Genomic DNA, 20,964 nt, shown 5'->3' with positions numbered 1-20,964 from the left:
TTACTATATATGTTTAATTCTTTACCCATAGTGACACGCTTGTATTTCTTAATTTCTCATGTTATACTGCCTATCGGCAGTGAGGTTGTGATGCCGCTTCAGAAGCTTCACAATCTTGTGCGCGCGATTGCGCCAGAGTATAAAGGTTGTTTGAAACTCAATTGGCAAGCGGCACGTGTTGATAGTTGCAAGGAGGATTTAGTACCTATGGCCAAAGAAAAAACTGCTACAGCGCAAACAATCGGTCGTCAAGAGCTTTCGCGGCGGATCGCCAAGCAAGCTAAGCTTTCTCAAAAACAGGCTTCTGAAGTACTCGAGGCAACACTCGATTCAATCCGCGAGGCGCTTCAGAATGGTGATGAAGTACGCCTGGTTGGCTTCGGCTCTTTCAAGGTACGTACCAGTGCCGAGCGCAAGGGCGTCAACCCACGCGATGGTAAGGAAATTGTTGTTCCTGCCAAAGAGCGTGTACGCTTCTCCCCCGGTAAAGAACTCTCTGAGGCTGTCGAAAAGAAATAGTCAATCGGTCTTGATGTACTCTCACTGCCAATTTCGTAGCTCCTGATCAAGGATTGAAGGCTTCCGAGTAGCTAACAGCCATGCTCTCCCCTCATCCAAATACTTGTCAGGAGCTACGAAACGCCTACTTTCGCAATCCCAAAAGCACTATGTAAGTTATCAGGCGTCTCGATCCTCTAAAGATCAAGGTTTAATAGAGATTACTCTATACTATGATCGCAGGTCGGACGCCTTTCTGCATGCTCCAGTTTTGTAGACGCAGTCATACTATTGATTGAGACGTGATAGGTAACTCAACCAGAGCTATAAACGGTTCAGTGCTACCAGGTGGAAGCAGACGATGATTACTCAGGCCATTCAGAACGTAACCCTTACGCTGATGCGGGGCAATATTGTTGATATCTCGGCTGACGTGATAGTCAACGCCGCCAATTCCGCGCTGGCTGGTGGCGGGGGAGTAGATGGTGCCATTCATCGCGCGGCTGGTCCCAGTGTCATGCAGGAGTGCCGCAAGTTCGAGCGCTGCCCAACGGGAAGCGCAGTCGTTACCAGTGCAGGCCAGCTCAAAGCACAATATATTTTCCATGCCGTTGGTCCCATCTATGGACACCATGCCGACGCCGCGCAACTGCTCGCCAGCGCCTATGACACCTGCCTTGACCTCGCTGAGAAGTACCGTGCGCAAAGTATCGCCTTCCCCTCCCTCAGTACTGGCGCCTACGGCTACCCCCTGACCGAGGCTGCTCCCATCGCTCTGCAAACCGTTATCGAGCATCTCACCCAGGAAGCTACCACTCTGCGCCAGGTGACCTTTGTGCTCTTCGATGAGCGCACATTTCAAGCCTATGCACGCGCCCTTGAGCGCCTCCTGCCCTCCTCATAGAATATACCAATTACTACCAATTACGGATTCTCTCAAACGCTCTTTTTGTGCGCCTGCGGCGCTTCAGAGGTAAGGTATGCCTGGTGGTGGGCTGGCTCCGCCAGCCCACCACCAGGCATACCTTACCCAAGAGCAAGCTTACGAGTTGAGGAGAAAATTTGCAACTTCGCTAGTGTTGGTTTATGATACGAGCTATGCGCCCTTGCGACGCGATCCAAGCCACGTTGGGCCAGAAACAAGCCAGTTTCTCCATACTCATCATTCGGGAAGAGCGATCCCTTGTCGAGAGACACCAGATATTGTTGTAATGATTGTAGGGAGCATTTGATGCAATATTCTCTGAAGAGCGATAAAGAGATCGCCGCGATGCGCCAGGCAGGCCTGGTGGTCTGGCAGGCGCATCAAGTCGCCGCGCCACTGATGAAGCCTGGTATTTCTACCGCTGAAATTGATGCCGCCATCGAGCAGTGTATCCTTGAGCACCAGGCCACTGCCCTCTTTAAGGGCGTGCCGGGTAAGGTTCCCTTTCCCGCCTCTAGCTGCATCTCTGTCAATGAACAGATTGTGCATGGCATTCCAGGTGCGCGCCGCCTACAAGAGGGGGATGTTGTCAGCGTCGATATTGGCGCCAAACTCAATGGCTGGTGCGGAGATGCCGCGACGACTTATGCCATAGGCGCGGTCGATCCACGTGCCCAGCATCTACTAGAGGTTACCGAGGGCGCCCTGCACCTGGCAATTGAGCAGTTGACGAAGTGCCGTACCTGGAGCCAGGTAGCGCGCAAGATGCAGGAGTATGTAGAGCACGCAAACTTCACCATCATCGAGGGCCTGGTCGGTCATGGCATTGGCCAGGAGATGTGGGAGCCACCTCAGGTGCCAAACTACTATACGCGCCAGTTCCAGATCAAGCACGACTTCGTGCTCCAGCCCGGCCTGGTCATCGCGATTGAGCCTATGGTCTCCTATGTTAGCAATACCTTCCGCCAGCTTCCCGATCACTGGACGCTGGTCACCAATGATGGCTCACCTAGCGCCCACTTCGAACATACTATCGCGCTCACAAAAAAGGGGCCTCAGGTCCTCACCGCTGGCCCCAATGGCAAGGCCTGGGGCGTCTCCTAATGACTATTCACCTCGATACATATATACTTACCGTAGATACAACCCCTTTGAGGGTTGCGCTTATTTCACCAGGATGGAGGTTCTCTCATGTCATACGCTAGCAGACGCCAGGCATTTATGGACAAAATGCAGGGTGGAGTCGCTATCTTTCATAGCGCACCCGAATTTCTCCGTAGCGGCGGACACAATATCGAGATCAGCTACCGCCAGGATAGTGATTTCTACTACCTCACGGGCTTTACCGAGCCTGAAACGATCTGTGTGCTCGCGCCAGAGCATCCCGAGCACCATTTCATTCTCTTTGTCCGCCCACGCGATCCACAGATGGAGGTCTGGACGGGGAAGCGCGCAGGAGTAGAAGGCGCACAGGGAACCTATGGCGCGGATGCGGCCTACACCCTCGACCAGCTCGCCGAGAAATTGCCTGAGTATCTGAAGGGCTGCCAGACGCTCTACTACAACAGCGGCACAGAGCATGCCTTCGATGAGCAGATGATCACGTTTATCAATCGCTTCCGTCGGGTGATGAGTGGTGGTCCACGCCAGGTCGTCGATCCAGGTTCCATTCTCAATGAGATGCGTGTCATCAAAGATGCCGAGGAACTAGAAGTTATGCGCAAAGCCGCCCAGATCAGCGGCGCCGCCTATCGCGATGTCCTCAAGACCCTCAAACCCGGCATGTATGAGTATGAGATCCAGGCCGTCCTCGACCATGGCTATCTCAAGCAGGGCGCGGCCCGTCATGGGTACTCCCCTATCGTCGGCTCTGGTCCCAACGCGACCATTCTGCATTACGACCAGAATAACCGGCATATGCAGGATGGGGAGCTGCTCCTGATCGATTCGGCAGCTGAATACCAGTATTATAGTGCCGATATTACGCGTACCTATCCCATCAATGGACGCTTCACACCTGAGCAGCGCGCCATTTATGAGATCGTGCTGGAGGCCGAGGAGGCCTGTATCGCCGCCACCAAACCGGGAGCGGACCTGGTCGACATTCATAATACGGCGATAGAGATCCTGACCTCCGGGCTGGTCGCGCTTGGCATCCTCAAGGGAGATGTGCAGCAGAATATCGAGGAGAAAACCTATCGCCAATTCTACATGCATGGAACCTGCCACTGGCTGGGCCTGGATGTGCATGATCGCGGTCCCTATCGGGTGACTGAGAAAGGGCGCGGCGCCGAGCTGGCTCCCGGCATGGTCTTTACGATTGAGCCAGGCATTTACATCGCCGAAGATGCGGAGAACGTCGACCCACGCTATCGCGGCATCGGCGTACGCATTGAGGATAATGTCGTCGTCACCCAGGAGGGCTGCGAGGTCACAACGGGGAGCGCGCCCAAGAGCGTTGAGGAGATCGAAGCCCTCATGAGCGGGCACTAATCCAATATGTACAAAGAGGACCGGATGGTCGAGGGCAAATCCTCGACCATCCGGTCCTCTTTGTACATATTGGTCTATACTACGAGCGGCGCATCTCTTTCTTCAGCTCGCGCATAAAGCCTACGACACCCTGCGACCAGGTCATCTTTTGCGTGCGCTTCATATAATGCTCATGCACAGCTTCCAGTATGCGCAGGTTCCGTATCTCTTCCAGCAATTGGATGTCATAGAGTGCACGCTGTTGGGGATCGCTCAAAATACTATACGCTTCATTGAGTACCTTGATACGTGCATCGGAAATGCCCTTATTGATATCGGGATGATGCTGTCGCACCAATCTGCGATAGACTTTTTTAATCTGTTCCGGTGTGGCATCACGCGGAAGGCCCAGAATGGCGTAATAGTTTTGCAGTGGCATAGCTTACTGTGCCTCGATCCAAACTCAAACTAGAGAGCGCCTGTCAACATATGTGGATATCGTAGCATAGTTGAGTCATAATTACCAGGCATACAGCCTAATGCCCGGTACTCCCGAAGCCGCCGCGCGTCTCTCCCATTTCAGCGACTTCGTTCCAGGCGACCTGGGCCACAGGTACAAAAATGCCCTGGGCGATCCGTTCGCCACGCTCTACCGTGACTGCTTCATCCCGAAAATTATAGACCGAGATCAGCAGTTCATCGCCCTCGCCAGAGTAATCCTGGTCGATAACGCCCACGCCGTTGGGCATGAGTAACCCCTTACGCTTGGCGGTACTGCTACGCATCGTGAGCATCAGCATATACCCAGGAGGGGTCTGCACGATAACATTTCCCGGCACACGCCCCAGTTCACGCGGACCAATGGTCACCGTCTCGCGACAAACCAGGTCAAAACCGACTGATCCCGCCGTGGCGTAGCCTGGCAGGGGCAAAGTAGTATCTACACGCTTGATAGCGACTGCCATCAATTGGTTAGTGGTTATATTCATAGGCAATATTCTAGAGAATAGCTCTTTGCTCGTCAAGAGAGTATTCGCGCCTGCGGCGCTCAGGGGAAAGATGTGTCTGGTGGTGGGCTGGCAGAGCCAGCCCACCACCAGACACATCTTTCTCGAAAGTGGGTTGGCGAGCCAGGGCAAATAATACCTTTTCCATTTAGCAGCAATGCTTTACAATTAGGTATGTGGTAGAAGTGTGAGACGCATGTTGAAAGTGACGTATTGTTAGATATACACAAACGCACATTGATGTCTATGGAAGAGATTGCCCCGGGCGCCTGCGGTGTCTCGATGTTGGCAATCTCTCCGTTATATATAACATCATCGTCTATACGCTGACTCGCATGTGCCATAGCGGCAAGCACAGCCCAGAGTTGGATTGGATACATCATGAGCTGGCTCATCCAGTTTCAAAGCAGAAGGGATACTCACTTTGCAAACGCTCCTTCCCCCGCTTCTACTCTTGCTGCAACAGTTCGGGTATCCCGCTCTGTGGTTTTTTATCTTTCTGGCAGCGTCAGGTCTTCCACTCCCCGTTGGCTTAGTCGTCACGTCGGCTGGCGCCTTCGCGGCCCTGGGACGCTTCAACGTTTTCGCTCTCATCTTCATTGTTATCAGCGCCGCTACCTGTGGTGATGCGGTGAGCTATTGGCTGGGCCGGCGAGGTGGAGTCTACCTCTCAGGCTGGATCAAACGCCATCCACACAATCGCATTCTTCCACAACAGACCTTTGAGCGTTCGCATCGCTATTTCCAGCGCCATGGTGGATGGGCAATCTTTATTACCCGCTTCCTGCTCTCTGGACTGGGTGGCTCGATCAACCTGCTTGCCGGGCTAGAGCTTTATCCCTACGCACGCTTCTTCTGGCCCGACCTGCTCGGCAATATCATCAGTGCGCTGATAGCCATCCCTCTGGGCTTTTTCTTCGGCTCTAACTGGCAATACGTGGCGGGTCTACTCAGCGCCTTCTCCCTGCTCGTTACCGTGCTTCTCTGCGGCGCGCTGGGCATCTATATCGCCTTTAAATTATTACGTCGCTATGATCTCCTGCCAGCGTTCTCCCTTGTTCGTCGCGAACAACCGCAAGCCTTTCTCACGCTAGAAGCAGGTGGGCCAGATGGCGGCGGATTGGCACCTTCTGTATGTGTCAAACGTATACATAAAAAAGACAAATTTTATACGAGTTTGTACATTTTTGCCAGCCTTTGGCGAAAAAATGAGTCAGAAGGACTAGAATGAAAGGGGGCCATAGGTTATAATTGGATTAGGAATAATTTCCGACCTGGCTTTGTTGCTATCTAGTAGATAGGGTACACATCATTGAATTCCTCCCACTCGGCGCACGGACTCCTTGGTCCGATGAAGGCTCGCTTTCCTGAGTGTAGGACCAGACCGATGAAATATATCTTGCTGCTTAGGATATACCATTTTTTCATGGAGGGCGCACAATGATAGACGTAAAGCGTGCCATGACGGGAAATACGCTTGGTAATACAACTCGTAAGAAACCTGATTCGGATAAGCAGCCGTACGGCATGATAGTCGAGCAGTTGCTTGCAAAGAATCTCCCATATACAACTGTGGAAGTTGGCAGAGAGGACGCACACGACGAGACAGAGTTAGATGATGATCAGCTTGATCTGGATCACGACCTCTCCGACACCGCTTCTCTCGAATTAGAAGATGAACCGACCCTCACAGAGGATCTTCACGACACTGAAAGTGACGAAGAAGACCATCATGAGGACGTCGACGATTCGCTTCTCACGCTTCCTCCTATGACACCAGCAGCTTCTCAGCCCGCTGTACGCCGTGGTGCAACTCCACGCCGTCGCCGCTCTGAGGATCAGGAAGAGAATGCGGTTAATGGCGCAGACGCAGGCGAGTCCGATGCCGTCATGACATATCTGCGTGAAATTGGTCGCGTTCCTATGATTACGCACGAGCGTGAGATTGAGCTGGCTCAGCGTATCGAGAGCGGCGACCGCGATGCCATGAAGCAGTTTATCCTGGCCAACCTGCGCCTCGTGGTGAGCATCGCTAAACGCTATGTTGGTCGTGGTCTCACCCTGCTAGACCTGATTCAGGAAGGCAATATTGGTCTGATTCGTGCAGTACAGCGCTATGATTGGCGCCGTGGGCACCGCTTCTCCACTCATGCAACATGGTGGATTCGCCAGGCCATCAGCCGCGCCGTTGCCGATAAAGGGCGCACGATTCGCCTCCCGGTTTATGTCAATACCGCGCTTAACCGCATTCGCCGCGAACGCCAGCGCCTGCTTCAGGAACTGGGTCGTGAGCCAAGTGAGCAAGAGCTGGCCGAGGCTACCGGGCTGGATCCGGTACGCATGATTGAGCTGCAAGCCGCTCCCGGTGCACCAGTCTCTCTTGAGCTTCCCGTGGGCGAAGATGACGACCAGGAGCTAGGCGATGTCCTTCCAGATACAGAATCAGCCTCTCCCGAGGATTTAGCCACCACCCAGACCCTGAAGGACGAGGTGCAGCGCGTGCTCGAATCCGTGCTGACCCCCGCGAACAGCTGGTACTCCAGCTCCGCTTTGGCCTGGGCAATGGGCAGGCACATCCTCTTGAGCAGGTCGGCCGCGAGTTGGGTATTACCCGCGAGCGCGTACGCCAGATTGAGGCGGGAGCACTTGCTAAACTTCGCCAGCCACCTGTCCTGGAGCGCTTACGCGGTTAGTACCGCCGCTTGAGCAAAGTGATACAGATACAAGAAAATCCCCACAAGAGGGGAGTGTGAGTCTTACCTGGCCTCTCCTCCTGTGGGGACTTCCTGTGTTTTCTACACATCCATACGCATTTTTACCGCTCTTGCCGAGAGCACATGCCTTTTCTGCCTCTAATTACTGAGTTCACACCAAAGGTCAAAAGATAGTCATATCTAACAATATCTCTAATTTATTGAGTTCGCGCACAAGGCCAAAAGATAGTCATATCTAACAATATACAGATTCGGGTCTTTTGCATATAATACATGCAGGTTCCTGGTGTACCCTCCATACATTCCTTCTACCAAAACCAAGCTTCATTGTTCAATCCAGAGGTAACTAACACCAGGGACCTGCTTTTTCTCTTCTCTTGCTTGATTACGCCTGGGCGTCCGTGACTCTTCTACGCCCCATATCACGCTCCACCTGGAGAATATCCTTGACCTTTTCCAGACGCTTAAAGAGACGTGGCATGATTTCCAGGTCATTAATCTCCAGGGTTGCTGTAATCACGATACGCTCACGATTGTTGGCGTTTGTGCCAATTGAGAGCAAGTTCAGACCATACTCGGAGATAATCGTCGCTATATCCCGAATAAGTCCGGCACGGTCGCGCGCAAAAATGATAATGGGAACGTGATAGCGCGGCTGGCTCATCCCCTGCCAGGTCACCGTAATAAAACGCTCACCGCTCCGCTCATGCAAACGCATAGCGTTTGGGCAATCCGAGCGATGCACAATGACGCCCTTGCCCCGACTGATAAATCCAACGATCTCGTCCCCAGGCAGAGGACAACAGCAGTTAGCAAGTCGCGTCAGCAGGCCATCCACGCCCGCGACTTGTAGGTTCACCGCTGGCTGACGACTGGTGGTTGGCAGCGCCAGTTCGCCTGTTTCACCACGCTCGTCCCGACTCTCTTTCCCCTCGCGTTGCTGAAAGTACTCATGCGCCTTGACCGCGACCCCATGTGGCCGCATATCGTCAGCGCCAATCGCCGAGAGGATATCCTCAAACGTGTCCATATGGAGCTCTTGACAGAGCCAGTTCTCTACTTCTTCAGTAATGGCCTCCATGCCTCTCAGGCCAGCAATGGACTTGAGAACCCGGTCCAGGCGTTCGCTGCCAATCTGAATGTTGATGTCGCGTTCGTGGATCTTGAGGTAGCGGCGAATCTTGTTGCGTGCAGCCGCCGTTCGCGCGATGTTCAGCCAGTCGCGTGTGGGGTGCGCGGACCGGTTGGTCACGATATCGACGATCTCGCCACTTTTGAGTTCATAATCAAGCGGAACCATGCGTGTGACCAGGCGATCTCCGTCGTGTCCTTCAACATGAGAAATAACCCTTGCGCCCGCGCAGCTATCGCCAATCTTGGTGTGAATTCGGTAGGCAAAGTCCAGTGGGGTCGAGCCAACCGGCAGATCCTTGACCTCACCCCTGGGCGTGAATATAAAAATCTGTTCCTCGAACAGGTCATCCTTGACCGCCTCGACAAACTCGGAATCGGTGGCGTTGGCGGCTTTGATCTCGTGCTGCCACTCCGCCAGCTGGTGAATCCAGGTCAAGAGCTCCTTAGCAGTTGAGGAGGCATTATCGCCAATGTCTTTATAGTGCCAGTGCATGGCAACACCATACTCGGCCATCTCATGCATGGCATGGGTACGGATCTGGATCTCCACCAGTTGATCATCCAGGCAGAAGACGGTGGTATGCAGGGCGCGATAGCCGTTGGGCTTGGGATTGGCGATAAAGTCTTTGATACGCCCCTCTTTGGGCTTCCACAGGCTGTGTACATGGCCCAAGGCGATATAACACTCATTGTCTGTGTCGACCAGGATACGAAAGGCGATCAGGTCATGAATCTGCGTGACATCGGCGGCTGCCTTTAACATTTCAAAGTCGCCCCCGGCCTCGCCTGTGCTACGCTCAAGTTTGCGATAGAAACTGTAGTAGCGCTTCACCCGCCCTGAGACCACCGCGTTGACGCCAATGGACGCCATTTCCTGACGCAGCATCTCGCAGACGCTCTCTACATAGGAGCGCCACTGCTTACGCTCGGACTCAACGATTCCCTTCACCCACTGAAACTTATCAGGCTCCAGAATCTGGAAGGCCAGGTCTTCTAGCTCGCCCTCCACGCGCGACATCCCCAGGCGACCTGCCAGCGGCGCGTAAATCTCGCGCGTCTCCTCGGCTGTCGCCAGCATCTCCTGCCGATCACCTTGATACTCTGGGTGGCACATATGGCGCATCACAAAGAGCCTGTATGCTAGCTTTAGCGAGACGACGCGGGGATCTTCCGCCATAGCGACAAACATTTTACGGACCGTTTCAGCCTGCTGGCGGCGCATGGCTTCGCGGACGCGCGGCTTCTTCCCATCACCTGAGGTGCTGCTACCTTCTTCGCGCTCGTCATGACTTTTTTTTGCGGCTGAGGTCTGGAGGTTCTGCGCGCTGAGAGCTGCGCTCACTGCCGTCACGCTCTGTTTCTTACGCTCGAGGATGTTGAAGCGCTCCATGCTGCCAACCACGCGGGCCGTTGTGCTGCCTACTCTGTCCTCAACCTCTTCCAGAGTCACAAGATCTGCATCAATAGCCTCAAAGACCAGGCCAGCGGCTACGCCAGCGGCATCCATATGCATGTTAGCAAGAATGGAGGCCACGCCCAACGCATATTCTAGCGGAGGCACCAGGCGCTCGCCAGCCACTACATCACTACAGACCTCTAGCACCAGTTGGAGCGCTTTCTCCACCATATCTACCTCATCGGCAGACATATAGGAGCGTATCTGCTGGCGCAGATCTGCTACTGGTGAGGTCAAGTTCTCTTGAGGTGATACGTGTTTCTCTATGTGAATCATTGCCTTCTATCGTTTTACCAGACTACTACCATTCACCCCTTAGAACACTCGACATGGGCGTTATATTTCGCTACACATATCTTTTTTACAAAGGGGACATCAGAGAGCAGCCTGATGAAAACCATCCCTGGTAATATATGTACTCTGCTTACTATACGTTTTGTATACCGGGTTGTTGGACGCTGCCACCTACAATATAGGCCATCTACTCCACAAACATCCTACTTCTGTCAACGCATCAACACTTCCATCTGTTCCTACCATAACACAAAACGAGCTAACCTTGGCCAACATGAGACATAACTATGACTTGTGGGCTGGTACCAGGCCCATCTTTATACAGCAGAGAGAGAAAGTGCCGGCAATAAGGAACAGCGTCGTTTGTTCGCAAGGAGCAGCAAGTGCGCATCTCTTCCTGGCCCCAGGAAAGAGAATTACTTCTTCTCCGAAACCCTGAGCGTTTATCACCGAATGGGGGCGAAGCGCTAGTCACGCGAGTGACACGTGCCCCCGAATGGGGGTTGGGTTTCGGAATAAGATCTTAGTGGGCGTTAAGCGCACGCTCCACACTGACGACATTCTTTACCTGTCGCAGGCGACGCAAGATGCGCTCAATCTGATCCAACACGCCTTCAGTGGCCATGACTTCTAATGTCGCTGTAATCACTGCTTTGTGGACAGAGGGGTTCGTAGTGGATGTGACCGTGGTCATATTGACGCCCGCGTCGGCGACAACAGCCGCAACGTCACGTAAGAGGCCTGAGCGATCATGCGCTACGATGGTAATAGGCGAGAGATAGGTCTCTGGTTCAATCTGCAACCAGTTGAGCTCAATGACGGCCTTCGCGCTTTCTCGATGGCGTCTGACGCGCGTACAATCACTGCGATGGACATACATTCCCTTATTGGGGTTGAGCATCCCGACAATTTCATCGCCGGGCAGAGGACAACAACATTGGGCGAGTTTGACGACCGCGCTCCCTTCGCTCTCCTTGCTCGTATGCTGGTTCGCGCCCTCGCCATGCGTTAGCTCATTTACCTGGCGCACCAGGGGGAGCAGATGCAACATGACATCTTCCACCTGGAGATCCTCACGCCCAATCGCAATATAAATATCATCGCGATTGGCGTACTTGCGCAGGTCGCCCGTTTTATCCTCGTTGCGGGCCTGGTTGAGCAATTCCTCAACGGGGGCATTCAGCCCAACGGCACCAGCAGTCTTTAAGGCCAGGTCGAGCCGCTCTTTGCCGAGTTGGAGATTGATCTCGCGCTCATAGGTCTTCAGGTAGCGGCGAATCTTGTTGCGCGCCGCGGCTGTCCGCGCAAAACTGAGCCAGTCGCGTGTGGGGTGGACGGTGCGGTTGACCATGATGTCCACGATCTCGCCACCCTTAAGCTCATAGTCCAGGGGCACCAGGCGCGTCACCAGGCGTCCGCTGTCATCTGTATTGGTAATGATGCGCGCGCCCGCACAGTGGTCGCCAATATCGGTATGGATACGATACGCCATATCCAAAGGAGTCGAACCACGAGGCAAGTCTTTGACCTCACCTTTAGGCGTAAAGACAAAGATCTGCTCCTGGAAGATATCGCCCTTGACGGCCTCCACGAATTCGTCCGCACTCTGGGGAAGTTCGCGTTGCCATTGCCGCAACTGCTCAATCCAGGCCACCATCTCTTTGTAGGAGAGCTTCCAGCTATGAGGCGAGGGATCCTCCTTCACCATCCGGTCTTTGAGGTACCAGTAATTGGCGATGCCATACTCGGCGGTACGCTGCATATCGTGTGTGCGGATCTGAATCTCCGCCAGGCGGTTATCAAAGCAGAAAACAGTGGTATGTAGCGATTGATAGCCATTGAGCTTGGGCGTGGCGATAAAGTCTTTAATGCGTCCATCCTTGGGTCGCCAGAGGGCATGAATATGGCCGAGCGCCAGGTAACACTCGTTATCGGTATGCACCAGGATGCGGAAGGAGACCAGGTCGTGTAGCTGACTGAGATCCGCGCCAGAGGGCTGTCCAGAGACATATCCGAGCTTGCGATTGATGCTCGCCAGGTGCTTCTGCCAGGCCTGTACCTCAGCCTGAATGCCCGCGCGCTGCATTTCCTCGCGCAAGATGCGGCCAACCTCGTCGATAAAGGGCATTCGCCGCTGTACCTCTTCCTCCACCTCGTGTTTGAGCCAGGCATAGCGCTCCGGGTCCTGGTAACTTAGAACCAGGTCCTCTAGCTCAGCCTGCACCTGCATCATGCCCAACCGGCGCGCTAGAGGCGCGTAGATCTCGCTGGTCTCGCGCGTCTTACTCTGCTGTTGCACGGTCGACATTGCGGCCAGGGTCCGCATATTATGGATACGGTCGGCAAGTTTGAGCACAACGACACGAGGATCTTCCGCCATGGCTAAGAGCATCTTCCGCACCGTCTCGGTCTTCTCACGACGCTTATCTACAACCGAGAGCGTCTGCTGCACAGGCTCTGCTGGCTCCTGGTCTGGCGCGTTGTCGAGCGATTGAGCAGCCTTATTCGGCTTGCCCGCCAGGGCATCAAACTTTGTCACTCCATCAACGATATTCGCCACTTGCTGGCCAAACTGCTCAGTCAGGTCATCCAGTGAGTAGTCGGTATCCTCCACAACATCGTGTAGCAGGGCCGCCATAATACCTTCAGCATCGATACGCATACCTGCCAGCAGGAGCGCCACCTCAAGAGGGTGCTGAATATAGGGTTCGCCCGACTTCCTTACTACACCCTTGTGTGCATGTTTCGCCAGTTCATAGGCATGACGTATTCGCTCTAGATCCGCATCCGCCAGGTACTGGTGAGCTTCATCTAGCAGATCTTCAATTGTCATCTGTGACGGTGCAAGATTCGTCTGCGGCTCCCCTGTTTTCAGGATGGTCGTCTGATGCGAATCTTCGATGCTTCTCTCAAAGTTGGTAGCCATGTAATCTTACGTCATACCTTTCAATTGAGCACAGTTGTCAGTCCCTCTACCGCGGACTGTTTCAGGCTAGCTTCGGCATAGATCCCGACTGTCTTTGACTCAATCCGTTGGCGTCCCCATGTTACACTATTCGGGATAGCGTCACCTTTCTCTCCCCTTGCATCCTGGGTATTGGAATGTCCTACGCAACGGCATAAAATACTAGTAAAAAGAGGGAGAGAAGGCATCTCCCGAGGTGCTTCGTGGTTTATTGTTCTATTTCACCGGCAAAGCCACATAGTCTGGCTTTGCCTCCACATAAGACACCCCTAAGCGATGCCTCCTCTTCCAGGTAGGACATTTCTGCCTATGAGTTAAACAGGTTATTACTTTATTATAAGGTGCTATATTCCCCTGTCAAGCGAGGACTCCGTTTGCACTTCATAATTAAAAACGCACACATCGATTTTGCCAGGGCATAGGAGAGGAGAGGAAAAGCCTCATTGTATTACATTGTATTACGTTTAAACACGCCTGGACGTCACCATATTCCGCCAATTCTACGACTACTTATTTCCATTGTACCAACCTGGTAGTCAGTTTCTTTCATAGAAAAAACCAGAGGCTAAGCAAAGAACACATCTTTGCTTAGCCTCTGATTACTTGTGAGCGAAAAACGAGAGTTCCGGTCAGATAAGATTTCTATGTCTGGCCTTAGTTCCAGGGCTTGAGCAACCTGGCGGGCGTCGTCGAAACGACGTATACCAGGCCGACAAGCTTCTTTCCTAAGAGCGATAGTGGCTCTTCTCTTGCAAACGCTCGCTTCTTCATTGTGCGCTGCTTTTAGCTGTGGGCTGCGCCACGAACTTTGTCAAAGCAGGAGCTACAATAGACGGGGCGATCCTTGGTAGGAAGGAAGGGCACCTGGGTCTCCGCACCACACTCGGCACAAATAACAGGATGCATTTCTCGCGGGGCGCGCTCAGAACGACCGGTTGAACCCACAGAGTTGCGACGCGCCTCACGGCAGGGACGACAGCGACTCGGCTGATTCATCAGGCCTTTTTGCTGGTAAAACTCTTGCTCTCCGGCGGTGAACAGGAAATCATTTCCGCAATCACGGCACTTCAGGGTTTTGTCATCGAAGCTCAACTAGGACCTCCTTAGTGAATAGAAGAATGGTAAACCTCCAGGTCCTTCTCCTAGCGGATGTCACCAGCCATTCTTTCCCCTTACCAGCGAGGGAAGTATGTAACTCTGGACGAGCACCGTACGCGAGACCGAGATGGATACCGGAAAACAGCATACACTATCTTTTGTTGATTTTCAAGAGTTTTACGCCGATTCTGTACATATCTCTTCATATTTTTATGTATATTTTATATCTTGCCATTTTTCATACATTTTTATCTCTCTTTTTTGCTTGCTATGTGGCTTTTTATCAGCTCCTCCACTTCTCGCCACTACGTGGCTCGCGGGGTAATAAGTTGTGTGGTCCTGCCGGGGTTGCCGAAGGCAACCCCGGCAGGACCACACAACTTATTTGGATGTAAGTCAGCAGTTCCATAACTTATTTGGATGTATGTCGTAAGTCAGCAGTTCCATAACTTATTTAGATGTAAGTCAGCAGTTCCATAACTTATTTGGATGTAATCAGGCAGTACATGGGGGTTGCTCTTGACCTTTATGAGACAATAGACAGCGAACTTTTAAGCGCTGTGTGCATAGATTCAGGTTCTTCTTTGCGCATTGCATATCATGGTATTCCGCCTTTAATTATATAATAGTATTTCTCTTTGGGTTTAAAGCTGATGTCACAATTTACGTTTACTATTGATGCCGAGTGCTCTGAGAGCTGGGCGCGTGCTGGCACGATTCAGACTCCTCATGGCACGATCCAGACGCCGATCTTTATGCCTGTTGGCACACAGGCGACCGTCAAGAGCGTCTCTCCAGAAGAATTACGCGAGGTCGGCGCTCAGATTATTCTCTCCAATACCTATCACCTGATGCTGCGGCCCGGCTCTGAACTCATCGATTCTTTTGGCGGACTGCATGCATTTATGCGCTGGGATGGCCCGATTCTGACGGATAGCGGTGGCTTTCAGGTTTGGAGCCTGGGACACCTGCGTAAGCTGAGCGAGGAGGGAGTCCTTTTCAAGTCGCACCTGGATGGCTCACCGCAGTTTCTCACACCTGAGAGCGTGATGCGCATCGAGGCGGAGTTGGGGTCCGATATCATTCTCCCTCTGGATATCTGTGCACCCTTTCCCTGCACACCCAAAGAGGCCCAAGAGGCCATGGAGCGTACGCATCGCTGGGAGGAGCGTGCCCTGGTCGCGAAAGAGCGCTATCGCCCGGAACAAACGCTCTTTGGTATCGTTCAGGGAGCCTTTGAGCCCGAGCTACGCCAGGAGAGCGCACGTGTAATTGGCTCAATGCCCTTCCCCGGTCTCTCGATTGGCGGCCTCTCGGTGGGCGAACCCAAAACCAAGATGTGGGAGATGCTGCGCGCAACTACGCCAGCGCTTCCACGCGAGAAGCCACGTCACCTGCTGGGCGTCGGCTCGCCTGAAGACCTGGTTGAGTGCGTCGGTCTGGGCATGGATATGTTCGACTGCGTTCTGCCCACGCGCGTTGCTCGCCACGGCGGTCTCTTTACTCGCGATGGGCGCGTGAATATCAAGTCCGCCCGCTTTAAGCGAGCAACTGGCCCGATTGAGGAGGGCTGCGACTGCTACACCTGTCGCAACTATAGCGCGGCCTATGTACATCATCTTATCCGTGCCGAGGAGCAGCTCTACTACCGTCTGGGAACCATCCATAACCTGCGCTTCATGCTGCGCCTGGCCGCTGACCTGCGCGCCTCCATTCTCGATGGCAGCTATCCCGTCTTCCGCGAGACCTTCCTGGCACGCTATCAGCCAGCCTCAGAGACGGTACGTGAGCAGCAGCGCGAAAAATGGAAGGCGGCCCGCGAGCGCCAGTCCTGAGCCTGAAAACCCTGGAGGAGATGTCGAGTCTTATGTCAGCAACCGCTTATCGCTTTATTCATACAGGTGTGCAGGATGCAGCTTTGAACATGGCCATTGATGAGGCCATCCTCCTGCATCACATTGATGAGAAGGTCCCGCCCACGCTGCGCGTCTTCCAATGGAAGCAGCCAGCCATTAGCCTGGGACGCTTCCAGAATGTTGAGCGCGAAATTGAGCAGGAGGTCTGCGCGCGAGAGAATGTGGCCCTGGTTCGCCGTCCTACAGGCGGGAGAGCTGTCTATCATCGCGATGAGTTTACTTATAGTATCACCATAGGGAAGCGCGAGGGCGTGCCATCTGGAGTCGTGGCGGCCTATGCCTACCTCCTGCAAGGGCTTATTCAAGCGCTACAACATCTCGGCCTCAACGCAATCATCAGCGATGAGCGGGTCAGTAAAACGCCCTCGGCGGCCTGCTTTGCCTCTTCTACGCAGGCCGATTTGACAGTCGATGGCTTTAAACTGATTGGCAGCGCCCAGGTGTGGAAAGAGGCTTCGCTCCTCCAACAGGGCTCACTCCCGCTGGGTGACCGCGCGGCCGAGTTTTTCTCGCTCCTGCGCTTCCCTTCTGAAGAAGCTCGATCCCAGGCCCTGGCCCAGTACAATACGAAAACAGCTCCCCTCCATGCCTTCGCCCCACAGGCAACCTGGGACGAGGTCGCGCAGGCTTTTCGCCTGGGCTTCAGCTCCTTCCTGGAGCATGAGTTTGTACCTGGCGAGCTCTTATCCTCTGAGTGGGACATGGCCCGGCAGCTCGTGGCCGAGAAATATAATCACCTCACCTGGCGCAAAGAGAAAGTCACGCTCATCGAGCATCTATAAGACCTCTCGCACCTGCGGCGCTCGCCTCGGTTAGTGATATGTGCATGTGAATTGGCAGCCTGTGGCTGCCAATTCACATGCACATATCACTAACCAGAAATAAACTTGCACACGGGTTAAACCAACTCTTTATGACTTCTGACCTATTGCTTCTCAACTTCTCAAGGTAAAGAGCCGAAAAAGAAAGTCAGAGGGTATCACTGCCTGCCGCCTTGCCTGTTGTACACATTGCATGGATACACGTGGTGCGGTACAATAGTCCAGATACGGACTGACTGGAACTTTTCCGGGTCAAAGCATACACCGGGCCAGAAAAAAAGCGCCAGCCTACATGCTTGCATTGCTTGCATCAACGCCAGCCAGATACAGGGCTACAAGAGTAGCGACATGGTACGAGAGCGCCAACACGAAACCTGGCAAGCCTGGACTTGTATCAGCATATGAAACATTATCAACATTAGATGCCATCCACGCCTGGGGCGCGGCACACCAGCACCAGTCCTGCACATATTTGTTTCATCTAATAGTAAGGAGTTTCTTGGCTGTGAGCATCTCTATCGACATCGCACGGAAAATTTTGGAAGCGAGCAAGCAACGCGCACGCGAGTTACGCAGTCCTGTCAGCATCGCCATTGTGGATGCTGGTGGTCACCTGGTACTCTTTGAGCGTATGATGTCGCCTTATGGCTGGGCTACTGGGAATATCAGTATCGCCAAGGCGAGTACCGCCGTGATGTTCAACCAATCAACCGACTCTGTCGCGCAGTGGGGGTCTTCTATTCCAGGTTTTGCCTCTAGCCTGGCCGAGATGACACACGGGAATTTCATCATGGCCGCAGGTGGCTGGCCAATCCGCGTAAACGGCGCGACCGTTGGCGGCATCGGTGTAAGCGGTGGCAATGCTCCTGGTCGCGATGATGAGATCGCTCGCGCAGGTCTCGTGGTTGTCGAAGCCCCACGCCAGGCTCCGCCGCAGCCATATGTGCCACCACAGCCACAACAGCAGCCTTCATTCTCAGGCCTGGCTCCACAGTCCCCGGCTTCATCATTCTACGCTCGCGGTGCAGCGCCTCAACAGCCACAGCAGACGCCTTCCTATACGGCGCCTTCCGCAAGCTATCCAGTCCAGCCAGCTCCTGAGTCCGCTCCCCGAGAGCCAAACTACAGCGAAAACGTCAATTATGCTGAACGACCTGCTGTAAGCGAGCAAAAGTCCTTCCCACAGGAACAAGTAGGACAGGAACAATACCGAAACGAAGAGACAGCTAAGGCTGAACCCTTCTCAATTCAAGACACCACGCGTGAGGAACAACCTCAGGCAGAACAACCAGGAGACCAATCATGAGTCAGGATTACCAGGATTACAAAGTGAGCACCAGCCGGCGCAGGAGGAACCGCGTACCACGCAATCGTCCCGTCCTCGTCACCAATGATGAGCAGCTAAACCCTGTGGGAGAAGAAACTCTCGCCGAGGAAGGTAACACGCCAGTTGAGAGTTCCGTGGCCCTCGCGGAGAACGAGGCGTCAGGCAGCGAGGTCAAGCCTCGACGCAGCTTCTTCTCACGCGTTGGCAAACGCGAAGAGGAGGCCACGTCGAAAGAGGATGTGTCTCGTGCACGCCTGGCGCGTGCGACACGTGGCAAGGCCGGCGAGGAGGCTACAGGCGATGAGAAGCCAAAGGCCGCCAAACCCACGGCGCGTCCACGCTCGACACCACCCGCTGGCGGCTTTAAGACTCGCTGGATTATTGGTATGGCCATCTACCTGCTGGCAGCGAACTTTGTAGGCTTGTTTGAGCAACAGGCCGTACATAGCCTGGGCATTGAGCGCCAGTGGGCGAAGTTTAATCTCTTTGGTCTGCCGATGAATATCACGACGTCAACGGCGCTCTACCTGGCTACCCTGGTCATCCTCCTGGTCGTACTGGCGCGCTACGACTTCATTCCACGTAGCCTGGGCGGTTCCTCGGCTGCTAATAACAAATCTGCCGCCAACAAGCCTGCCCGGCCCGCGGAACCCAGGGCGCCCCAGCCAACTATTCGCCAGGGCGTCAGTGGCGAGGCTGATGATCTCTACCACGCCTATCGCTCCGGTCAGCGCCGAGCTAAAAAGCGCTAACAATACTTCACTTTCACGTTAAACAAAAGAAGTGTTCTCCTGCTTGCGAACAGGAGAACACTTCTTTTTGCCACTAAGATCACAGGACCCTTGACTTTTTGTGTGCATCCCCCTTATAATGCTTAATAAGCCACTTTGAGAATACTCAGCGGCCCAGAGAAAACAACACAACCACATCTAAACGGTGAGAAGAAAAATGCTCAGTGCAACGTGTAAATGCGCACAACTGAATAACAGCTATTTTTATTACTGGTTTAGCCCTCCAGCATGATGGTGGGCCACTTTGGCTGAGCAAAAAAACCACCAGCATGCTGGACGAGCAGAGGAAAAATCCTCTGCTTTTTTGTTTCCTAAAAAAGCTCATCAAGTCAAGCACAAATAGTTACAGAAAGGTTTACGAATCATGATCATCACCATTAGTAACCAGGCTTCAAGTGAAGAACGCGCCCAGCTGATGTCACTTTTATGTCGCATCACAGCAAGTCGCATGCCCCTGGCGACCACCCACATCTCCGGACGTGAAGTGATCGCCCTTGATAACACTGTTCTCGATGTTCAGTCCCAGCAACTCCTCCTCCAACAGCCCGCAGTCACCGAACTCCTCCCCATGAAAACCTCCTACCAACTCGTTAGCCGCTCCTTTCAACCAGCCGACACCCGCATCCTCATAGGCACAGGTCATGCCTGCACCCCGATTACAGTTGGTGGCCCATCCGCATCTCCGGTCATCATAGCGGGACCCTGCGCGGTAGAGAGCCGCGAGCAGCTTCTCACCACCGCGCATGCCGTGAAGGCCGCTGGTGCTAATATCCTCCGTGGCGGAGCCTTCAAACCACGCACCTCCCCCTACCAGTTTCAGGGACTGGGTGTGGAAGGCTTGAAACTGCTGGCTGAGGCTCGCGAGCAGACTGGCCTCCCCATCGTCACAGAGGTCATGGAGACCGAGATGGTGGATACCGTGGCTGAATACTCAGATATCCTTCAGATTGGCGCCCGCAACGTGCAAAACTACGCTCTCCTGCGTGCGGCTGGTAAGCATTCGGCTAAGCGTCCAGTTTTGCTCAAACGTGGCCTGGCCTCCACCGTGGAAGAATGGTTGCTGGCCGCCGAGTACATTGTCGCCGCGGGCAATCCTAACGTGATTCTTTGCGAGCGAGGCATTCGTAGCTACGATCCACAGACGCGTAATGTGCTGGACCTGACCTGCGTGCCGCTGATACAGGAGTTGACACACCTGCCTATCCTGGTTGATCCCAGTCATGCCACTGGGCGACGCGAGCTGGTACCCGCCATGTCGCGCGCAAGCATTGCCGCGGGCGCCCAGGGATTGATCATCGAGACCCATTGCGATCCCAGCACGGCACTCTGCGATGGTCGCCAGTCGATCACGCCCGAACAACTGGCACGCATCGTCGCTGAGACCCGAGCGCTTTCGCATCTCATGCAGGGGAGCGAACTCGTGCAGGTCGCCTAAAAAGCACTCGTCAATGCCTGCTGATTTGCCTATCGACTCACCAAAACAGGTATGCTATACTTTCCAATGTACGTAGAAAGTGGTTTTTGTACTTCTATGGTGGAAGAGACC

The 20,964-nt window shown here is 53.9% G+C and carries 17 protein-coding genes and 1 pseudogene; 12 read left to right on the top strand and 6 right to left on the bottom strand.

Going from position 1 to position 20,964, the window contains the following annotated elements; translation table 11 throughout:
• The first annotated feature begins 90 nt into the window (after positions 1-90).
• The 4 genes from JMJ16_RS56515 to JMJ16_RS40520 all read left to right on the top strand — a co-directional run bounded on the left by JMJ16_RS56515 (position 91) and on the right by JMJ16_RS40520 (position 3,916).
• Entirely contained in the window at positions 91-519 is a 429-nt protein-coding gene (locus JMJ16_RS56515) for an HU family DNA-binding protein (protein WP_374229152.1), read from the top strand.
• A gap of 340 nt (positions 520-859) precedes the next feature.
• Positions 860-1,402 (top strand): O-acetyl-ADP-ribose deacetylase, encoded by a 543-nt coding sequence (locus JMJ16_RS40530; protein ID WP_201390744.1) that lies wholly within the window; start codon positions 860-862, stop codon positions 1,400-1,402.
• 327 nt (positions 1,403-1,729) lie between these two features.
• Positions 1,730-2,527, top strand: coding sequence for a type I methionyl aminopeptidase (gene map / locus JMJ16_RS40525; protein ID WP_201390742.1), 798 nt, complete (start codon positions 1,730-1,732; stop codon positions 2,525-2,527).
• A gap of 87 nt (positions 2,528-2,614) precedes the next feature.
• Positions 2,615-3,916 carry an aminopeptidase P N-terminal domain-containing protein gene (locus tag JMJ16_RS40520; protein WP_201390740.1) on the top strand — a complete coding sequence of 434 codons (1,302 nt, stop codon included), beginning with the start codon at positions 2,615-2,617 and terminating at the stop codon, positions 3,914-3,916.
• Positions 3,917-3,995: 79 nt separating this feature from the next.
• Here the strand turns inward: JMJ16_RS40520 and JMJ16_RS40515 are convergent, their stop codons facing one another.
• The 3 genes from JMJ16_RS40515 to JMJ16_RS55015 form a co-directional block, all read right to left on the bottom strand.
• Positions 3,996-4,334 (bottom strand): J domain-containing protein, encoded by a 339-nt coding sequence (locus JMJ16_RS40515; protein ID WP_201369833.1) that lies wholly within the window; start codon positions 4,332-4,334, stop codon positions 3,996-3,998.
• Between the two features lie 97 nt (positions 4,335-4,431).
• Entirely contained in the window at positions 4,432-4,884 is a 453-nt protein-coding gene (gene dut, locus JMJ16_RS40510; RefSeq protein WP_201382373.1) for a dUTP diphosphatase, read from the bottom strand.
• Between the two features lie 10 nt (positions 4,885-4,894).
• Positions 4,895-5,050 carry a hypothetical protein gene (locus tag JMJ16_RS55015; protein ID WP_236601908.1) on the bottom strand — a complete coding sequence of 52 codons (156 nt, stop codon included), beginning with the start codon at positions 5,048-5,050 and terminating at the stop codon, positions 4,895-4,897.
• Between the two features lie 276 nt (positions 5,051-5,326).
• On the opposite strand from JMJ16_RS55015, the gene JMJ16_RS40505 reads away from it, so the two are divergent.
• The 3 genes and pseudogenes from JMJ16_RS40505 (at position 5,327) to JMJ16_RS57540 (ending at position 7,595) form a co-directional block, all read left to right on the top strand.
• Positions 5,327-6,133, top strand: a complete 807-nt coding sequence (locus tag JMJ16_RS40505) for a DedA family protein (protein ID WP_201390738.1) — start codon at positions 5,327-5,329, stop codon at positions 6,131-6,133.
• A gap of 209 nt (positions 6,134-6,342) precedes the next feature.
• Positions 6,343-7,353, top strand: a pseudogene (locus JMJ16_RS40500) (sigma-70 family RNA polymerase sigma factor); the annotation flags it as partial.
• Entirely contained in the window at positions 7,344-7,595 is a 252-nt protein-coding gene (locus JMJ16_RS57540) for a sigma factor-like helix-turn-helix DNA-binding protein (RefSeq protein WP_374229158.1), read from the top strand. The pseudogene JMJ16_RS40500 and the gene JMJ16_RS57540, both read left to right, overlap by 10 nt.
• Positions 7,596-8,001: 406 nt before the next feature.
• Here the strand turns inward: JMJ16_RS57540 and JMJ16_RS40495 are convergent, their stop codons facing one another.
• The 3 genes from JMJ16_RS40495 to JMJ16_RS40485 all read right to left on the bottom strand — a co-directional run bounded on the left by JMJ16_RS40495 (position 8,002) and on the right by JMJ16_RS40485 (position 14,557).
• Positions 8,002-10,443 (bottom strand): bifunctional (p)ppGpp synthetase/guanosine-3',5'-bis(diphosphate) 3'-pyrophosphohydrolase, encoded by a 2,442-nt coding sequence (locus JMJ16_RS40495; protein ID WP_201390734.1) that lies wholly within the window; start codon positions 10,441-10,443, stop codon positions 8,002-8,004.
• A 580-nt stretch (positions 10,444-11,023) separates the two neighbouring features.
• Complete coding sequence (locus JMJ16_RS40490; protein WP_201390732.1) at positions 11,024-13,426, bottom strand: bifunctional (p)ppGpp synthetase/guanosine-3',5'-bis(diphosphate) 3'-pyrophosphohydrolase; 2,403 nt, start codon at positions 13,424-13,426, stop codon at positions 11,024-11,026.
• Between the two features lie 822 nt (positions 13,427-14,248).
• Positions 14,249-14,557: a zinc-ribbon domain containing protein gene (locus tag JMJ16_RS40485; protein WP_201369838.1), complete on the bottom strand. Its 309-nt coding sequence runs from the start codon at positions 14,555-14,557 to the stop codon at positions 14,249-14,251.
• A 659-nt stretch (positions 14,558-15,216) separates the two neighbouring features.
• On the opposite strand from JMJ16_RS40485, the gene tgt reads away from it, so the two are divergent.
• The 5 genes from tgt to aroF all read left to right on the top strand — a co-directional run bounded on the left by tgt (position 15,217) and on the right by aroF (position 20,853).
• Complete coding sequence (gene tgt, locus JMJ16_RS40480; protein WP_201390731.1) at positions 15,217-16,398, top strand: tRNA guanosine(34) transglycosylase Tgt; 1,182 nt, start codon at positions 15,217-15,219, stop codon at positions 16,396-16,398.
• A 32-nt stretch (positions 16,399-16,430) separates the two neighbouring features.
• Positions 16,431-17,261 carry a biotin/lipoate A/B protein ligase family protein gene (locus tag JMJ16_RS40475; RefSeq protein WP_201390729.1) on the top strand — a complete coding sequence of 277 codons (831 nt, stop codon included), beginning with the start codon at positions 16,431-16,433 and terminating at the stop codon, positions 17,259-17,261.
• A gap of 544 nt (positions 17,262-17,805) precedes the next feature.
• Positions 17,806-18,606, top strand: a complete 801-nt coding sequence (locus JMJ16_RS40470) for a heme-binding protein (protein WP_201390727.1) — start codon at positions 17,806-17,808, stop codon at positions 18,604-18,606.
• Positions 18,603-19,379 (top strand): hypothetical protein, encoded by a 777-nt coding sequence (locus JMJ16_RS40465; protein WP_201390725.1) that lies wholly within the window; start codon positions 18,603-18,605, stop codon positions 19,377-19,379. Before JMJ16_RS40470 ends, JMJ16_RS40465 begins: the two co-directional genes overlap by 4 nt.
• Positions 19,380-19,782: 403 nt before the next feature.
• The gene (aroF, locus tag JMJ16_RS40460) at positions 19,783-20,853 is read left to right on the top strand and encodes a 3-deoxy-7-phosphoheptulonate synthase (RefSeq protein WP_201390723.1); all 1,071 of its coding nucleotides are present in this window, start codon (positions 19,783-19,785) and stop codon (positions 20,851-20,853) included.
• The last annotated feature ends 111 nt before the right edge of the window (positions 20,854-20,964 follow it).

The organism is Ktedonobacter sp. SOSP1-52 (assembly GCF_016587395.1).
This window is presented reverse-complemented; position numbering and strand designations above follow the sequence as displayed.